This window comes from Rosenbergiella metrosideri, from assembly GCF_022602565.1.
In the GTDB taxonomy this organism is placed as follows: Bacteria; Pseudomonadota; Gammaproteobacteria; order Enterobacterales; family Enterobacteriaceae; genus Rosenbergiella; species Rosenbergiella metrosideri.
This window is the reverse complement of record NZ_JALBCV010000011.1, coordinates 40,617-56,125: the sequence shown is the minus strand read 5'-3', so window position 1 is coordinate 56,125 and position 15,509 is coordinate 40,617. Positions and strand designations below refer to the sequence as shown.

At 46.4% G+C, this 15,509-nt stretch carries 20 protein-coding genes; 12 read left to right on the top strand and 8 right to left on the bottom strand.

Features of this window, described 5'->3' with window-relative positions; translation table 11 throughout:
• Positions 1–6: 6 nt before the first annotated feature.
• From MKR94_RS11615 to MKR94_RS11605, 3 genes are read right to left on the bottom strand one after another with little or no spacing between them, the layout of a single operon-like run.
• Entirely contained in the window at positions 7–1,596 is a 1,590-nt protein-coding gene (locus tag MKR94_RS11615; protein WP_241647050.1) for a phage tail protein, read from the bottom strand.
• Positions 1,597–1,647: 51 nt separating this feature from the next.
• A complete protein-coding gene (locus tag MKR94_RS11610) occupies positions 1,648–1,866 on the bottom strand; it encodes a hypothetical protein (RefSeq protein ID WP_241647049.1) in 219 nt (72 codons plus the stop codon).
• The gene (locus MKR94_RS11605; RefSeq protein WP_241647048.1) at positions 1,863–3,572 is read right to left on the bottom strand and encodes a capsid protein; all 1,710 of its coding nucleotides are present in this window, start codon (positions 3,570–3,572) and stop codon (positions 1,863–1,865) included. Before MKR94_RS11605 ends, MKR94_RS11610 begins: the two co-directional genes overlap by 4 nt.
• A 154-nt stretch (positions 3,573–3,726) precedes the next feature.
• Between MKR94_RS11605 and MKR94_RS11600 the strand changes: the two genes are divergently transcribed.
• Entirely contained in the window at positions 3,727–4,128 is a 402-nt protein-coding gene (locus MKR94_RS11600; RefSeq protein ID WP_099823792.1) for a hypothetical protein, read from the top strand.
• Complete coding sequence (locus MKR94_RS11595) at positions 4,125–4,583, top strand: hypothetical protein (protein WP_241647047.1); 459 nt, start codon at positions 4,125–4,127, stop codon at positions 4,581–4,583. Before MKR94_RS11600 ends, MKR94_RS11595 begins: the two co-directional genes overlap by 4 nt.
• 34 nt (positions 4,584–4,617) lie before the next feature.
• Here the strand turns inward: MKR94_RS11595 and MKR94_RS11590 are convergent, their stop codons facing one another.
• The 3 genes from MKR94_RS11590 to MKR94_RS11580 all read right to left on the bottom strand — a co-directional run bounded on the left by MKR94_RS11590 (position 4,618) and on the right by MKR94_RS11580 (position 6,142).
• Entirely contained in the window at positions 4,618–5,154 is a 537-nt protein-coding gene (locus MKR94_RS11590; RefSeq protein WP_241647046.1) for a DUF7338 family protein, read from the bottom strand.
• 159 nt (positions 5,155–5,313) lie between these two features.
• Positions 5,314–5,826 (bottom strand): hypothetical protein, encoded by a 513-nt coding sequence (locus MKR94_RS11585; protein ID WP_241647045.1) that lies wholly within the window; start codon positions 5,824–5,826, stop codon positions 5,314–5,316.
• Positions 5,827–5,857: 31 nt separating this feature from the next.
• On the bottom strand, positions 5,858–6,142 hold the full coding sequence (locus tag MKR94_RS11580) for a PAAR domain-containing protein (RefSeq protein ID WP_099823784.1): 285 nt from the start codon (positions 6,140–6,142) through the stop codon (positions 5,858–5,860).
• A 423-nt stretch (positions 6,143–6,565) separates the two neighbouring features.
• Here MKR94_RS11580 and parM point away from each other — a divergent pair, with 423 nt between their 5' ends.
• The 10 genes from parM to MKR94_RS11530 all read left to right on the top strand — a co-directional run bounded on the left by parM (position 6,566) and on the right by MKR94_RS11530 (position 12,795).
• A complete protein-coding gene (parM, locus tag MKR94_RS11575; RefSeq protein WP_099823782.1) occupies positions 6,566–7,534 on the top strand; it encodes a plasmid segregation protein ParM domain-containing protein in 969 nt (322 codons plus the stop codon).
• Positions 7,535–7,972, top strand: a complete 438-nt coding sequence (locus tag MKR94_RS11570; protein ID WP_241647044.1) for a plasmid partitioning/stability family protein — start codon at positions 7,535–7,537, stop codon at positions 7,970–7,972.
• 253 nt (positions 7,973–8,225) lie between these two features.
• The gene (locus tag MKR94_RS11565; RefSeq protein WP_241647043.1) at positions 8,226–8,852 is read left to right on the top strand and encodes a ParA family protein; all 627 of its coding nucleotides are present in this window, start codon (positions 8,226–8,228) and stop codon (positions 8,850–8,852) included.
• On the top strand, positions 8,849–9,142 hold the full coding sequence (locus MKR94_RS11560) for a hypothetical protein (protein ID WP_241647042.1): 294 nt from the start codon (positions 8,849–8,851) through the stop codon (positions 9,140–9,142). Before MKR94_RS11565 ends, MKR94_RS11560 begins: the two co-directional genes overlap by 4 nt.
• 114 nt (positions 9,143–9,256) lie before the next feature.
• Positions 9,257–10,114, top strand: a complete 858-nt coding sequence (locus MKR94_RS11555) for an AbaSI family restriction endonuclease (RefSeq protein ID WP_241647041.1) — start codon at positions 9,257–9,259, stop codon at positions 10,112–10,114.
• A 207-nt stretch (positions 10,115–10,321) separates the two neighbouring features.
• On the top strand, positions 10,322–10,552 hold the full coding sequence (locus MKR94_RS11550; protein ID WP_241647040.1) for a hypothetical protein: 231 nt from the start codon (positions 10,322–10,324) through the stop codon (positions 10,550–10,552).
• Positions 10,553–10,625: 73 nt separating this feature from the next.
• On the top strand, positions 10,626–10,988 hold the full coding sequence (locus MKR94_RS11545) for a S24 family peptidase (protein ID WP_241647039.1): 363 nt from the start codon (positions 10,626–10,628) through the stop codon (positions 10,986–10,988).
• A gap of 93 nt (positions 10,989–11,081) precedes the next feature.
• A complete protein-coding gene (locus MKR94_RS11540; RefSeq protein WP_241647038.1) occupies positions 11,082–11,270 on the top strand; it encodes a type II toxin-antitoxin system HicA family toxin in 189 nt (62 codons plus the stop codon).
• A 66-nt stretch (positions 11,271–11,336) separates the two neighbouring features.
• Positions 11,337–11,744, top strand: coding sequence for a type II toxin-antitoxin system HicB family antitoxin (locus MKR94_RS11535; RefSeq protein ID WP_241647037.1), 408 nt, complete (start codon positions 11,337–11,339; stop codon positions 11,742–11,744).
• Positions 11,745–12,093: 349 nt separating this feature from the next.
• Positions 12,094–12,795, top strand: coding sequence for a replication initiation protein (locus MKR94_RS11530; protein ID WP_241647036.1), 702 nt, complete (start codon positions 12,094–12,096; stop codon positions 12,793–12,795).
• A gap of 75 nt (positions 12,796–12,870) precedes the next feature.
• On the opposite strand, the gene MKR94_RS17050 is transcribed toward MKR94_RS11530, so the two are convergent.
• Positions 12,871–14,589, bottom strand: coding sequence for a DNA adenine methylase (locus MKR94_RS17050; RefSeq protein ID WP_338328023.1), 1,719 nt, complete (start codon positions 14,587–14,589; stop codon positions 12,871–12,873).
• Positions 14,576–15,490, bottom strand: coding sequence for a recombination-associated protein RdgC (locus MKR94_RS11515; RefSeq protein WP_241647035.1), 915 nt, complete (start codon positions 15,488–15,490; stop codon positions 14,576–14,578). Before MKR94_RS11515 ends, MKR94_RS17050 begins: the two co-directional genes overlap by 14 nt.
• Positions 15,491–15,509 lie beyond the last annotated feature (19 nt).

Below are 15,509 nucleotides of genomic sequence, written 5' to 3'. Positions count from 1 at the left end.
GTCCTCTTAACGCAGTAGAACTGGAACACCGACAATGCGGCGGCTGGTGCCGGTCGGACAGACAGACCAAGTGACTTGCCATTTATCAATGTCTAGCTGCTGCACATTGACGATAAACGGCTCTTTGCCCTGGCTTGCATCGCGTGGTGTAACCAATGCTCCTGCTGCGTAATAACGCTCAAGAAGGTTAGTCATCGCGGAAGCGAGGCCGGTTTGAGTGATACCATCTGGCTCGTGCTTCAAGTCGCCAGCAATAGCGTAGAAATCACGGCCGATAGCGTTCATTAGCGAACTAATGTGCTGTAGGCGTAGGTAGTTTTCTTTACCGTAGGTCGTCAGAGAGTCATCAATGTAAACAGAGCCATCACGGGTAACGGAGACGCAGTTAATACGCGCGGTGTACATTGCTTCCATGTCTACTTCGTCTAGGTTCGGTAGCACGGAAATACCTGAGCGGTTCAGGACGCCACGAGAGGTACCAGCCGGTGAGTAGTGCCAGCCGCCTACGTCATTGACCAGGGCTACGCCTTTAGCTTTCGCCACGAACGCATCACAGCTGATACCGTAAACAACGTTAGTGCTGCTGTAGCTATCCATCGCGCTGTATGGGAAGTAGTAGCGCGCGGCAACGTGCTGGCCGCCTAGGTTGTGGCTTTTCGCTTCTTTGATTGCATCAGTAGAGTTTTGCGCGCCTTTCACGTCATAGAACATATCGACACGGCAATCTGCAGCGTATTGGGTCAGGGCGATAAGCGTTGGTGCGTCATAGCACCCTAGCGCAAGAATCGCGGTAAAGTTTGCTTGTGACTTTTTCAGGACGGCTAACGCTTTGGCGTAGTCGTTAGAAGAAACCTTGGTGAAATCACCGTCAGTACCACCAATAAACGGAATGTAATCGGAGGTCACAGTCGCTTTAAGTGATTGCGCCAGGGCATCAGAAGTTAGCACCGCACGTAAACGTGAGTTGTTATTCTCTAATGCAGCACTAATAAAGGCGGTTTGCCCCATATCGTTTTGTACTTCTGGATCGAACGAAACCTGTAATGACTCTACAAGCACATCAACGCCATCACTGCCCGTTTCGACTAGATTTAAGTCGTATAACGCGGTGTTTTGGGTGTCTGGCACGATCTGCACTTTACGGTTAACGGATGCGTCGCCGTCATCAACGTAAATCAGACCGAATGAACCAGCTGGCACTGTAGGGGTGGAACCTGCAGCAAACGCGGTATTCGATACTTTGAAGGTCGTTCCCTGTGCGTCATCACTGGCTAACATCTGCAGCGTAATCGCAGGGATCATCATGCCTGGTGCTGGTACGCGCACAACGTTACCGTTGCCACCTAACACGGCAGTTTGTACGTGGCGGTATGGCTCAAATGCCGCGCCAGTACGAGGGTGCAATGCTTTACCTAATACGCTAGTGAAGTTGTCAGCGGTCAGGCTCAAAACGCGGTTGATACCACCTCGCGTTGACAGGACTAAACCTGCAAAGGAGCTCGCGCCACCAGCGCCAACACTACCGGTTGCGTTGGCGTTAACTTCATTTATTGCAATGCCGGCTGCTGACCCCATCGCAAAACTAATTTTTTTCATTTCTTGTTCCTAAAACGCGCCCCGTGGGGCGCTTATTAGTAAGGATTGACGTTATTTAGCGTCAGTTTCTTTTGCTGCGGCATCGGCTTGAGCTTGCTCATCTGCCTTAGCTTTTGCGTCAGCCTTAGCCTTCGCATCTGCTTTCGCCTGGGCTGCTGCTGCGTCAGCTTCGGCTTGCGCTTTGGCTGCGGCGTCTGCATCGGCTTGCGCCTGAGCTGCGGCGACCTGAGCGCTGTTATCGGTAGACGATTGCGCGTCTACCGACTTCACTTTCCCGCGACTGCTGCCTCGATTGGCTTGCCGGTAAGCATGTCGAACGAGCCAACTTTGGAGTTGGTCAGACGTAAACGAGAGAAGTAGTTCTCACCGCCGCGTGGGTGAATTTCGTTAAGCGCGGAGCCCCAAATGGTTGTGCGGTTAACAAGGTTTTTGTCGGTTGGGTGAACAAACGGCATTGCAGGAACGGCATCACCTGCGATCAGGCCAGCTTTACCGATGCTGTCGCCGCGACCGTAGAAGTAGATGTCGTATGGTTGAAAATCCAAGCCATCAGCTTGCAGAGACTCACAAGCAGGGTTCGGCACTTCGTAGATACGAATGGTGTTAAATAACGTACCGATGTACTGGACGTATGGAGATTGGACGTAGTTAGGGTCTTTCTGGAACACGCTAGAAGGCAGTGAACGTAAATAGTTCGCTGCATCGCCACCAGCAAAGCCACCACGGATGCCTGACTCTTTGTTACGGTTCAGCATTTCGGTGCTCAGGCGGTTAACCGCGTGGCTCATGATCCCCACCCAACTTTCGTAGGTCTGCCCTTCTGGCAGTGCCACGTCAAATTCGCGTGAGAAGTTCGGGATGGTATGGAAAACCAGGGTGCGTAAACGCGCCATGTCAGTTTCGTGGGATAACCATTGAGTCATCGCCTGGAATTGCTGAGATTGCAGGTTTAAGCCGAATTCACGTTGTAAATCAGACGCAGACTGAACGGTATGCTCAGACGCTAAGATGTACTGTGACGGGCTAACCTCATACTCGCGCATGGTCTGGTTAATAACCGGGATAAGGTCTGCTTTCCCTTCAACGTTGATCTCAATCTGTGCGGCTAACTCAGTGCCGGCTGCTGGCGCAGTGTTGAAAGAAACAGTGATAACGCCTTTCGCGTAATCAACTTTACCGGTTGCCTGGTATTGAACGCCGTTGAAATCGGTATCGTTGAAATACAGGTTGCCGTCAGAGTCGTCTTTCTTAGAAACGCGGCGGTTTACTAACAGCTTCGAGCGACCTTTGATGATTGGCGCATCAGTACCCAGGAACGTTGCTAAAGAAAACGTGAAGTCTTTCTTAGTACCGTCTGGTTGGTTGTCTTTATCAAAACGCTCAGTGCGGCGCATCTGAGAGTACGCGCCAGTGCGGTGCATATTCAGTTCGTCACCTGCGCGGAACTTACCAAAGTTAGAACCTGCGATATTGGTCAGTTCGTAAATCTTGGCAATGTCACGCTCACACGGAACAAAGGTACACGCATCGCTGGTGGCAGCGCCTAAAGCGGCCGGCAGGATCATTGCAGCGAAAATCGCTTGTTTCATCACACCCTCAGAGGTGCGCATGTCTGCGGCTGCAGATTCAAACATCGGTGCATTAGGGCCTTTGATGGTACCGGACTCTTTAACGCTCTCGGTCATCAGGTTTTGCAAGGATTTATGGGCGTTAGCCAGGACTTCTACAGATGGGTATTTACCGTGGGATGCTTTGTAGTTGTGTAACGCTTCGGTCCATGCACCAGTAACGGTTACGCCAAAACGCGCGTCAACGCCTTCAAACATTGGATTTTTAACTACAGAGCTTTGCAGCTGCTCTAATTGCAGTTCAGGAGAAGCGGAGGAATCAACTGCACCAATGGTCATCGCCATTACTGCAGAGGCGCGGTTCTTAATATCTTTTGCGCGGTCATGCGCGCGCTGAGTGTTACTCATTTTGTTGCCCTATTTAGGGCGCGGATAATACTTTTGGCAGAGAGGAATTTAGGAGGTTAGAGATTTGCGGAACAAATAAAAATAATAAAAAAATAATTCTCTTACTATATTATAATGAAGTCTTAACTCATTATTTTCTAATAGGTAATTGTTGATGGAATATACGGTTTATCTCGAATACTCGAATGGCCGTCAACGCAGTAACGTGCGTAGATGTACGAGCAAAGCAGAGCTAAAACAGATCGTAAAAGAGCTTTTCAAAGACAAGGAGCTTTTGTCGCTCGCAGAGAAAATCACCGTGAAAACTGGCCGTAATGTCGTTTATTCGGGTGATAGCTCACTGAGCCATAACCGGACGTGGAAGAAAATCGACCAATGCACCAATGATGCAGGGCAACCCCGAAAAATTCGTGAAGGTGTATCAACCTCGCTTTATGTTCCGGCTGGCTTAATTCCAGTACTAAGAGCGCGTGGAAACGGATCGATTAGCTCAGGGCTGATCAGCGTATTAAAGCAATGTAAGGATAAAGAAGTCGTGAAAGAGGTAACGTTGTGAGAACTATTCTATTGGTCGTCAAAAACGTACTGTCATTGGTGCCTTTGGTGCTTACCTCGCTTATTTTCAGCGTTTTGCCTTATGCCTTACTCAAAGGCATGACAGCACAACACGCTTTTTTCGTTGGATTCTGCACCCTGATAGCCTTTCTCTACGTACACAAGCGCACCGATAAGCACTATCGCTTTATCTGGCGAGGCGCATTGCTGAGTATGCTGAATATCATCAACGGCCCCGATGATGGGATCAGAACGTTTATCAATATGTACGTTGTGTTAGACGCAGGACTGAGCTCTTACTTTCTGTCACTGCAGGGACGTTTTGAAGCGTTTAACGCGTATGTTCAGTCGGTAAACTTCTTGCGTAGGCTTTCGTTTGAAGAAACACCACTCCACCAGCAACTTAGACGCTCTATAGCGCACCAACGCCGAGAGATTGATCGCAAATACGCATAAATAAGGCCGCATTAAGCGGCCTTTTTTGACTCCCCTACCCACCCCACACGGGATTGATACAAAACGAGAGCATTTTGCGTTTCACTGCGGTATCACGCTGGCCGTTCTTATACTTCCAACCAAGATACATTCGTACACCGTGGCGAGTGCCTGGATAAACCAGGAAGGCAAAGAAACTAAACGTATTCGAGTTTTCATCGATCGCAAGCTGCCAGCCTTTCTTGCTTACTTCACCGTTAACGGACTGATCACCATACCAACGCGCTTGAGCCGGGCATACATCCACCCCTAACAAGTCATAACGGAAGTTGTACAGCACATTGCGCCATTGCCATGCGGTACGGCGTAGCCATTTACCCCACGCGCTGTTATTCGGCCAACGTGCTAAATGGTACTTGTCGCCATCCAGGGGATTATCAGGCGTTAACAGGTAGTAGAACAGCCGTGGTGCGGTGTCGTTCTTAATCACCGAATACAGCGCAACGAATGGCGCAAGGATGTAGGCTAACGGTGCGACAAGGAAGAAACTCAGGGTACCGAGCACCCAACGTAAAACCATAATAAATTCCATTAAATGCTCCTATCGGCAACTAACGCCGCATTGTGATCAGAAATCGCTTTATTGCGCTCGTTGCACTGCCCTACTTTGTTCGCGGTTAACGTGACGTAGCTAGGGTAATCATTCATCCATACCGGCACGTCATTAGGCAGTCGGCACGGTTCATACGGATCAACGGTTACTGGTGGCGGCGTGACGAGCTTTGTCACGGTTACTACTGGCGCAGGAGCCGTTGACGCGGCAGATTGCTTGTTGCTGCAGCCTGATAACAGGATCAGGTACGCGAACATTGTGAACGCCAGCAAGGCTAAGTTCGTGGTTAAGTCGTTGTAGGGTTTTTTGAGTCGCTGCATCGTCTTTGTCCTTCTGGTCCTGTAATGCTTTTAACCGGTCTTGGTAGTTTTTTGCTTCTGCTTGCTGGTGGGCCATCTGATCTGCAAGCAACTTGGAATTGCTTTCAGCGGCGTCAGCGCGTGTTTTTTCTGCATGGATGTTGTCTCGTAAAGTGGCTTTCTCTGCGGCGTCCTTTTCAGCGTTTTGCGCATAGGTCGCTATAGCGGAAGTCATTTCGTGGTACTTGCTAACGCCTTTAGCACTGAGGTAGGCAGTTACCGCCACCAGCGCCATGAGCATGAAGCCTCGCAAGCCGAGTCCTTTTAAAGTGAGCTTGATTAACGCGCCCATTTATTCCCCTTAGTCGTGAGTGAAAAGCACGTCAGCCTATTTGCAGTGAACCGTCACCGGTTGCCACCTTGCCGCCACACGAAACTGGATCACCGACACAAACCACCCCTTTTCCGCCGATAGAGAACCAGCTGCGCGTTGTGACGGCTTTCCCCGTATGCGCGCTATGTCCATCGGTATGCAGTGGGAATAAATCGCCTTCAACGATTGCCGGCTGTCCGTTAACGGTGAACCAGGAAACGTCCTCAGCAACCTTTCTTGGTGGGAATGATCCGTGTCCGGTATCAATGCTTTGAATGGTGCCAATTGCTGCCATATAACCTCCGTACTAGATATGCACGGCGACTTTAGCCAGTTAGAGATTTGCGCAGGGTGCGATAGACGATTTGTAAGCGCTTATGGTGTAAAGCGATGATGTGAAGGAAGTAGGGTTATTATTGGTTCAAATTAATCTCATTATATCCCTTATGGGATTAAATGAATCTATTTGGGATTAAGTTGGGTATTTTTTCTCAAGTTGACGAAATTCTGGGATTGTTAAGGGGTTTTTTAGGGCTTTTTATGGGTTTGTTTGGGATTAAAATGACCTGTAACGAGGGTTTTGGGATTAAAGTAATCTCAAAAAGAGCAATAAAGAAACAATTAAATCTCAAAGTGTCTCTTTTTAATCTCGGAATTATTCACAATCTTTTTCTAATAGGTTATTGTTGTTGCAGGAACCCTAAAGGAGTAGCAAGCAGTGAAAAAGATTTATATTGATGATGGCTCAACTGGTATTAAATTGGCTTGGAAAGATGGGAATGGTGAGGTTAAAACCGCCCTCACAAACAACACTTTCAAAAAAGAGCTTTCACCCCCTACTGGTGAGTCCCAGGTATATAACTACCGTTGTACAGGGGAAGATTTCTCATTTTCACCAATGAGCACTTCAATTGTTATGACCAATAACGTTCAATGGCAGTACAGCGCTGCAAATGCTGTTGCTATTCAACACGCCCTACAGCAATCAGGGCTAGAACCTCAGCCAGTGCACGCGCTCGTCACGCTGCCATTGAGTGAGTTTTACGACCATAATAATCAGCCTAACCTGAACAACATCGAGAAGAAAAAAGCCTCTGTCGGTCAGGTTGTAGAGGTGCTAGGTGGCCAAGCTTTCATTATCGAAAAAGTTAGTGTTTCCCCTGAGTCAATTCCTGCAGCGGTCGCTAAGGTTTCTGAGCTAACAGATTTAGATGCGTTGCTGGTTGTTGATTTAGGTGGGACAACGCTAGATGTTTCACTCATTCAGGGTGAAACAGCGTCCCTGGTAAAAGTTGAAGGCAATGCAAGCATTGGTGCCTCAGCGGTGACGCGAGAAGTTGATCAAGCATTACGAGCTGTTAATGGTCAATCATCATGGCGCATTGCTGACGCAATTGTGAAGAACCGGCATAACAATGAATTCATCGCTGCCCGTCTTTTTAAAGAAGAAAACCTACCAACTATTCGTGAGGCTTTAGATAAATCCATTGTGTCGCTGTCCAATGCGACAGCTGACTTCCTTACAAGGTTTAGTGGTTTTACTCATGTTGCGGTTGTTGGTGGTGGTGCAAGCCTGGTTGCTGACCACGTTAAGGAAGCATTAAAGATAAGCGATAAGCGATTCTTTGTTTCTAATGATCCGCAATTCGATTTAGTACGTGGCATGTTGTATATATCGGGGGAATAAATGGCTAATGATCAACGCATAAAGGTTCAATTCTATATCTCGCCTGAAACACGCGAGCAAGACGAACTGATTCAGGAATATTTAGAAGACTCTAAAGAACGCCCTTCCAGTTTGGCCCGTGAGGCCATGTTAGCTGCTTGCGCATTGAAGGAAATTGATCCGCGTTTGGTCAGTACGATTGCGGCTATGTATCGTAGAGGTACGCAAGGTGAGTTTATAGCAAAACTCATTAGTAGTTTTGCTTCGTGGGAGGCGACAAGTGATACGCAGTTGAAAGAGGGAGCGGCAAATATGGCCGTCCCTCGAACTGCGGCGGCTTCACCGCCACCGGCTGAGTTACCTCAAACGAAAGCGGTTAAAACCACGCCAGCCGATACCAAAGCTGAAACTGACAAACCTGTTTCAGCTGCGGTGAAACAAAACTTTAGTCCATTATAGTCATGCCATTTACATAAGCCCCTAAAGGGGCTTTTTTTATGACATAAATATATGATTTTAAATAAATCATATCATGCAATCATGTGATAATAATATCATCCTATCCTCATATTATCTTTTTATATTACCCTAATATTATGCTATCAACGCATGATATTTCTGATAACATCCTATTAGAGTAATATGGTCATATAATCGTGTCATGTGACCATCACATCATAATATCGTCGTATTTGGACCGTATGAGGTAACAATGATTATCGTTATAGGAAGTCAGAAAGGTGGCGTGGGTAAGAGCACTCTCACTGTCGCCATCGCAAGCTATCTTAGGCAGCAAGGTAAATCTGTAATGGTTGTTGATGCAGACGATCAGCAATCAATTATCAACTGGTATAACAATCGTAGTGAAGAACTAGACCACATCCCTGTAACTGGCGCTAGTGGACGGATCAAGAACATGCTCTTGGAACATGGGCAAAACTACGATTTCGTTATTGTTGATTGTGCTGGCCGTGATAGTGCCGAAATGCGGAATGGCCTACTTGCTTGTGACATATTCATATCACCTCTGCGAGCATCGCAGATGGACCTTGATGTTATGCCAAACCTTACTCGGATATTTACTGAGGCTCAGGACTTTAATGAGAAAGTGAAGGGCTATGTCGTATTAAATATGGTTCCCACCAATATGTTTATTACCGAAGGGAATGAGGCCGCTGATGCACTTGCAGATATTCCGGCCTTGACGCTAACACAATCACGAATCTGTGATCGTAAAGTCCATCGGGATGCTTGGGGCCAATCCAAGACTATTTTCGAAATGGATAACCAGAAAGCACAGTTAGAAGTCATTAACCTAATGAAAGAGATAGGGCTATGAGAAAACCATTTACAGCAGATCAAGTGAAAAAGTCGGAAGAGCAGTTTTTATCTTCTGGCAGCGCTGATAATACTTTGCCCCGTTCAAAGCCTAAAGCTGAGCCATACAAGGCTTGTTCTTTTACACTACCACCAGCAAGCTTAGATAGTATAAAGCGCGCTCAACTACGTCTTATGCAGCTAGGCGGCGATAATGCTAATCGCTCTGATGTGGTAAGGGCTGCGCTGATGTTGTTGGATAATACTTCTGATACAGAATTAGAAGCGCTCATAATCAAAGCAAAAGCTTAAAGATGATATGGTCATATCAAGCGATGATGTGACCATATTATGATATTATCCAGTAGTAACATCCTCGCATCATCATACCATCCTATTATCATATCCTAATATCATCTTATAAATATGAACACTTATACCTACAGCATTGAGCAGATATATAAAGCCAAGCATAAGAAACATGAGCAATACGTGTTATCTAGGATTTTGCATCGACTGAATCGTTTTGATGTGCAATTTATTACCCAGCAGCACATTACCACTGGCACAAGGCGATCCCTGACCGACCTCTATTTTCCTGCAATCGGATTACACATTGAAGTTGATGAACCCTATCACCTCAAACGGGTTAAACAAGATGCAGAACGCCAAGCCGACATTGTAAATGCTACTGGCCATGAGTTTTATCGAATCCCTGTCATTGAGGATATTTTTGCGTTCAATACAGAAATTGATAAATGCGTAGCCTATATCGAGCAAAAACTGCAATCAGCCGGTCCGATCCCCAAATGGGAGTTCGACGACATTTTAAATGTTAAAAACAAAATTAAGGACGGTTATATCTATGCCCAAGATGACGTGTGTTTGCGTAAGGTTGTCGATATAACAGCGCTTTTTGGTTTCAACCATAAGAGCTTCTGTAGCGGTGGAAAAAAGCATCCAACTGAGCATGATACCGAAATCTGGTGGCCTATGCTGATCAATCATGCTGATTGGGATAACAGTATATCGACTGACGAGCAATACATATTTGAGAAGAAAAGAGGCGGCACCCAGGATGATTTTGATATTCATTTCAACAAGACTGTGAACGTTGATAAAAGGACAAAGCGGATTGTTTTTGCCAAGTCTAAAAATTCACTTGGGTTTAACTTGTTTAGGTTCAAAGGGGTGTACGCCTTGGACCAAGAAGCATCAAATTTTAAAGTAGGGCTTTGCTGGTACAAGGTCTCAGACAAAACAGCCGTGCTCATAGCTTATTAGGATATGATGATATGATGATATGATTATATTATGAAAATATCGTCATATAATATTATAATAGCCTAATATTATAATATTATCTTGTTGGTATTTTAAGCTATGAGTCATTTCATTGATGTTTTCAGTTCTGGTAGTGAGAGCGATATTAAAGCTTGGATAGAAGCCAACCACTACATAATGCCTCGCATACTCGATGATGGCTCGTGGGTGGCAATTAGTAAGCTCGCTTATACTTGGGCTGTGTGCGTAGACATGGATGCGGTGACTGCATACCGTTATCGCTGGTGCTTTGCGGACTTTAGCGAAGCACTCTACTTCCTCAATACAATGACGGATTTTGACGAAGTACCTACCAGGCGAGAGAGCCTAAAAGGCCACCGGTATTCTGGTGAGCCGTTGCTGGTGGAGCATTGGCCTAATGGCGAGCCTCGCTGGTAATAAGTAGGGCACTTTCATTACCTATAATTCCCTAATATACTGTATTTATATACAGTATATTTTAGGGGGATATATGGGCTTTCCTTCACCAGCAAAAGACTTTGAAGAACAACCACTTTCCCTCGATCAGCTCTGCAATACGCGAGCACCTTCTGTCTACCTCATGCGGTACGCCCAAGGCTCGCATCGGGAATATATCAAGCCTAACTCTGTCCTCGTTGTTGATTCATCAGTGACGCCCACCAGCGGTTCGCTCATTGTGGCTACCATAGACGGGGAGTTTGTAGTTCGCCGTTATGTACTGGCTGGTGGGGCGGTGCGCCTAGAACAGCTGGACGAGCCAACAAAAGGGCGCATATCCTCAGATGATTCCTTGTTTGAGGGTGATTGGCCTCAATTCTTCGGTGTGGTAACAAATACAGTGACGTTTTCCTGAATATAAATAAAAGTGGGTATTATACCCATAAATGTATTGACCATCTCCCTATTTGTGGGTACTATACCCACATCGAAACAATAAGGAGATTCGATGCAGAGTAGAGAGTTAATACGTAGGCTTGAGGAAGACGGTTGGGTTGAAGTGAGTAGAAGTGGCAGCCACCGGACATTTGCGAAGGAAGGAGTCAGGGAAATAATCACAATTCCGCATCCTCGCAAAGATTCCTCAAAGGGAGTAATCAGACAGGCGCAGAAATACTCCGGTTTGAAATTACTCTAAGCAGAGCGCGGCGAAAGCCGCCTCTTTATTACGCTCTGCATCAACTTTTACACAATGAGGCTAACCATGATTTATCCAATTTTTATTTTTAAAACCGAAAGCGGCGAGTTTGACGGTTATTTTCCAGACGTTGACGGGTGTTTTTTTGCCGGTGAAACGTTTGAGGGCGCTATGAAAAACGCTGAGTCAGCGTTTGCTCAACATTGTAGTGCCTTAGTAGAGCGTGGTGAGTTTGTCCCTGCGGCTGCAGATCCGGCGACTTATCTTGGCGACCCTCGACTAAGCGAAGATGATGGATTTTTGGCATTAGTGCAGATAGAACCATCGAAATACGAGTCAAAGGCAGAAAAGTTTAATCTGACAATGCCCCGCAATTTGATTAGCGCGATTGACCGCCATATTGAATCATCAGGGCTTTATAGAAACCGTTCTGCGTTTCTCGCTGAGTTGGCAAGGAAAGAGATTTCACGCTAATCCGCCCTATAAGCCATAAACATCATAGCTTATGGGAAATACCCCAAGTTTAAGGTTATTTATCCACAGAATAATTTTAATAACCTTTTCTTACCTTTCCACCTTTTCTTTCCTTTTAGCACATCGCCAGCCCTTTAATACCAAGGGCTGTAGGTTGGTGGTGTGGGGATTACCCCAAGTTGATATGGGAAGCGCCTCAACTAAATATGGGGAATAGCACAACAAGGTGTGGGAAATACCCCAAGTTACTATGGGAAACAGCACAAGTTCATTCCCTCTTTTTCTGACTGTTGACTCAAGCGTTTTACTGCCTATTATGGGGTATATTTTTTCTACCCATAGGCGCACAATGAAAGCTAAGAACCCCCGTATTATTCAGTCTAATGAGTTAACGGAAGCCGCTTATCATCTACCTTTGCAAGCAAAGAGGATGTTATGGCTATGCTTGCGCCAGATATTTCAGAAATCAGAAACCGATCCACTAGAGCCAACCTATATCGTTAAAGTGTCCGACTATGCGCAAATCTTTCAGGTAAGTCTGTCCACAGCTTCAAAAGACTTAAAGAACGCCATTGAAATGATAAGCAATAGCTCTGTCGTGTTCTATCCGACTAATGGTGAGTGCGAGGAAATAAGGCGTCCTTGGCTGGCTGAGGTTGGCTTAAAGCGCGGGCGCGGAGCATGGTCTATCGAGTTTAATTCTAAGATTATGCCTTACATTACGGGCCTTTCATCTAAATTCACGACTTATAGCCTCTACGACTGCGGTAAACTAAAATCAGTACGCGTGATACGCCTGTATGAGTGCCTATGCCAGTATCGCAGCACGGGTCAATTCATCGCATCACCTGAATGGTTAGCGGAACGCTTCATGCTGCCAGACTCTCAACGTAATAACCGTGCCGAAATGAAACGTACTTTTATTGAGCCGTCAATCGAAAGTATCAACAAAAACACCGTATTAACTACTGTCTACTCTGAGAACAGTAACGGTGATTTTGTGTTTACCTTTGCTGAAAAAGAAAGTGGAAAGCCAAAAATCAGCAATTAACTTGTGCCATTTCCCATATTGAAACTTGTGCTATTTCCCACATACAAAAAAGCCCTGATTGTCAGGGCTTAATTATTAAAACGGTATCAACGACTCAAGCACCGCGATCACATCTTTCGCTCTTACTTTCGTCCCTGCCTTACTCGACATGCTACGCTTTACTAATACTTCCCGAATATCAAAGCCATTGGCACGGTATAGCTCTTTAATCGACTCAGCACCGCTATTAGTTATGATGATTGTTGCGCCGCGCTGGTGGGCTTCTAGGGCGTATTTAACGAGCCTTTCTTGGTCTGCCATCTTAAAGATGGTCCCGTTACTGTATTGAGTGAATCCTTCCTTATCCGGCATTGGCTCATAGGGCGGATCACAAAACACAACATCACCGGCACCGGCTTGTTCAATAACGGTCGAATAGTCCTCGCAACTAAACGTCATGCCTTCACAACAACCGAGAAAGTTTTCGAGCTCAGCCAGGGGAAAGTAGGGCGCATCATACTTACCAAAGCCCACATTAAACTCGCCCTTAGCGTTGTAACGCATAAGCCCGTTGAAGCAATGGCGGTTTAGGTAGATAAACACGGCCGCACGTTCAGACGGGGTGTATTTCCCGGCGTTAAACTTCTCGCGGATTCGCAGATATGGCGCTTGCCCGTTGTAGAGCTGAAATAAGCGAAAGGCTCTCGTGATAATGTCGTGCGCGTTCTCTTTGAGTTGCTGATAGGTATTAATCAGGTCCGAACAATTATCGTTAATGAGAGCCGTTTTAAAGCCAGCATTAAGAAATATTGAACCTCCACCAGCAAAAGGCTCGATAAGCCGCTGGTGGCCTTCCAATAGCGGCAGAATGTCCGGTAATTGCTGGAACTTACCGCCTGCCCATTTTAGGAATGGCTTCGTAAATTGCTGCCTTTCGCTGCCGGCACCTGCTTTTTTAGTGCCGCCACCTACCGGTAATTTCACTAGCTTGGTCCGGGCGCTTTCCGCTGCATTGAAATCTGACACCCACGCTTCCCGTGTAGGTGGATTGACGCTTTCTATGGCAGATTTCAAAACTGCGCAACGATGCATAAGCACAGAATCTTTAATGTCCCTTTCGCTCAAGCCTTTTACATAATTAGAATCCATTACGGCGCGGGTTAGTCCAGGGTATTTAACATTGGTTTTAGGCACGTTACACGCTAGGTTCGTGCTGTCTGCAGTGGATAGCGGGTAATTCCCCAAAACCCTACCATCGAGCATACGTAGGCCATGAACTTTCGTTTTAAGATTACGCTCAACGTAGATGGCACTAAATGCCTCTCTCATTCTCTTATGCCATTCCTTTGTTCTTATCGTGGCGTATTGCCCTGAAGATCCAAAGCAGACCAATGGCCACTCACTACAAAGCTTAACTAGCCTGTCAATGCTTTCGTGAAGGTGCCATACAGGGGCAGCTTTCCCACGTAAATGGCTTGGCAGGGATTCTATAAGCGCATCATTCTCAGCCTCGCCACCTTCTATCACATCAGGGATAACGAAAAATTTCAGCTTGGGGTCGCTGTAGTATTGCTCGACAAACGTGTAATAGTCGTTCCAATCGATGTTAATACCACGCTTCCATGCTGAAAACGCCCCGTTATCTATGGCCACGCTAGATGCCGATTGAAAGCACAGCTTAATTTGATCTGGACGCGCAAAAGAAACAAATGCGCCAACTCCTGAAACTGCGTGAGTCAACACACGGGAGCCGCCACCCCATATGGGAGTGCCATGATAATGAGCACCATGCCAGCTTTGCTTAACTTGCGGCATACACAGCCTCACCACCTAATGCGGCCACTAGCGCCGAAAACATCTCGTTAAACTCTGAGCGGAATAACAGAAAGTCGGCATCAAAGCGGATAGCAACGTCTTCACGGCTAATATCGTTGTTTTGCTCGGTCAGAATGTCGGCAAATTTAATGCCGGTAATTGATAGCCCATCATCAATTTTAAAGCTGATCCGCTCGTTCCAATTCAGGCCAATTGCCGCAACAATTTTCCCGTTGTTGATATTGGTAACGACTTCATCACTGAATATCTCGCTTTTGGTGTAAGCGACACTGCCGGTACCTTCCACCACGCCGGAAAGACGGACCGAATCACCCGTATGGAATAGGGCAGGGAGCTCTTGCGAGGCTAACCACTCTTTAGCGGTCAGTGACATAGGGGATTCAAGCGTGAAAGGGACCACCGGCAGCGAACCAATGGTACGGCGTAGTAAGGCTAAGATGTTCTCTGCTTGCTTAGCACTACTGGCATTAACCACTACACGGCTATTGTCGAGGTCAATCCATACAAAGGCGAACTTTTGACGGGTAAAGGCACGAGGCATAAAGGCGTGAATGACTTCATCTTTTAGCGCGTCACGCTCCGTCTTTTTCAGCCGGCGTTCTTGCTGTTCTTCACGCACTGCAGCGCGCTTGGCCACTTCTTCTTTGACGACCGTTGAAGGGAGTATTTTTTCTTCACGCTGCCACTTGATTAGCAAGTTATTGCCTTGAACCAGCGCAAATAGCTCCCCGATAATCGGCGTCCACCCTACAGATTCCTTATCTTGCGAGGCGCAAGGCTTAAAGGCTTGTGACGCAAGTTGATTCTCAATTTCCTTGGTGTCAATGACATCATTACGGCGCAAGCTATAAACTTGCGCGCTTTTAAAAAAAGGTGACATAGGCTGATAATTTTCTAAT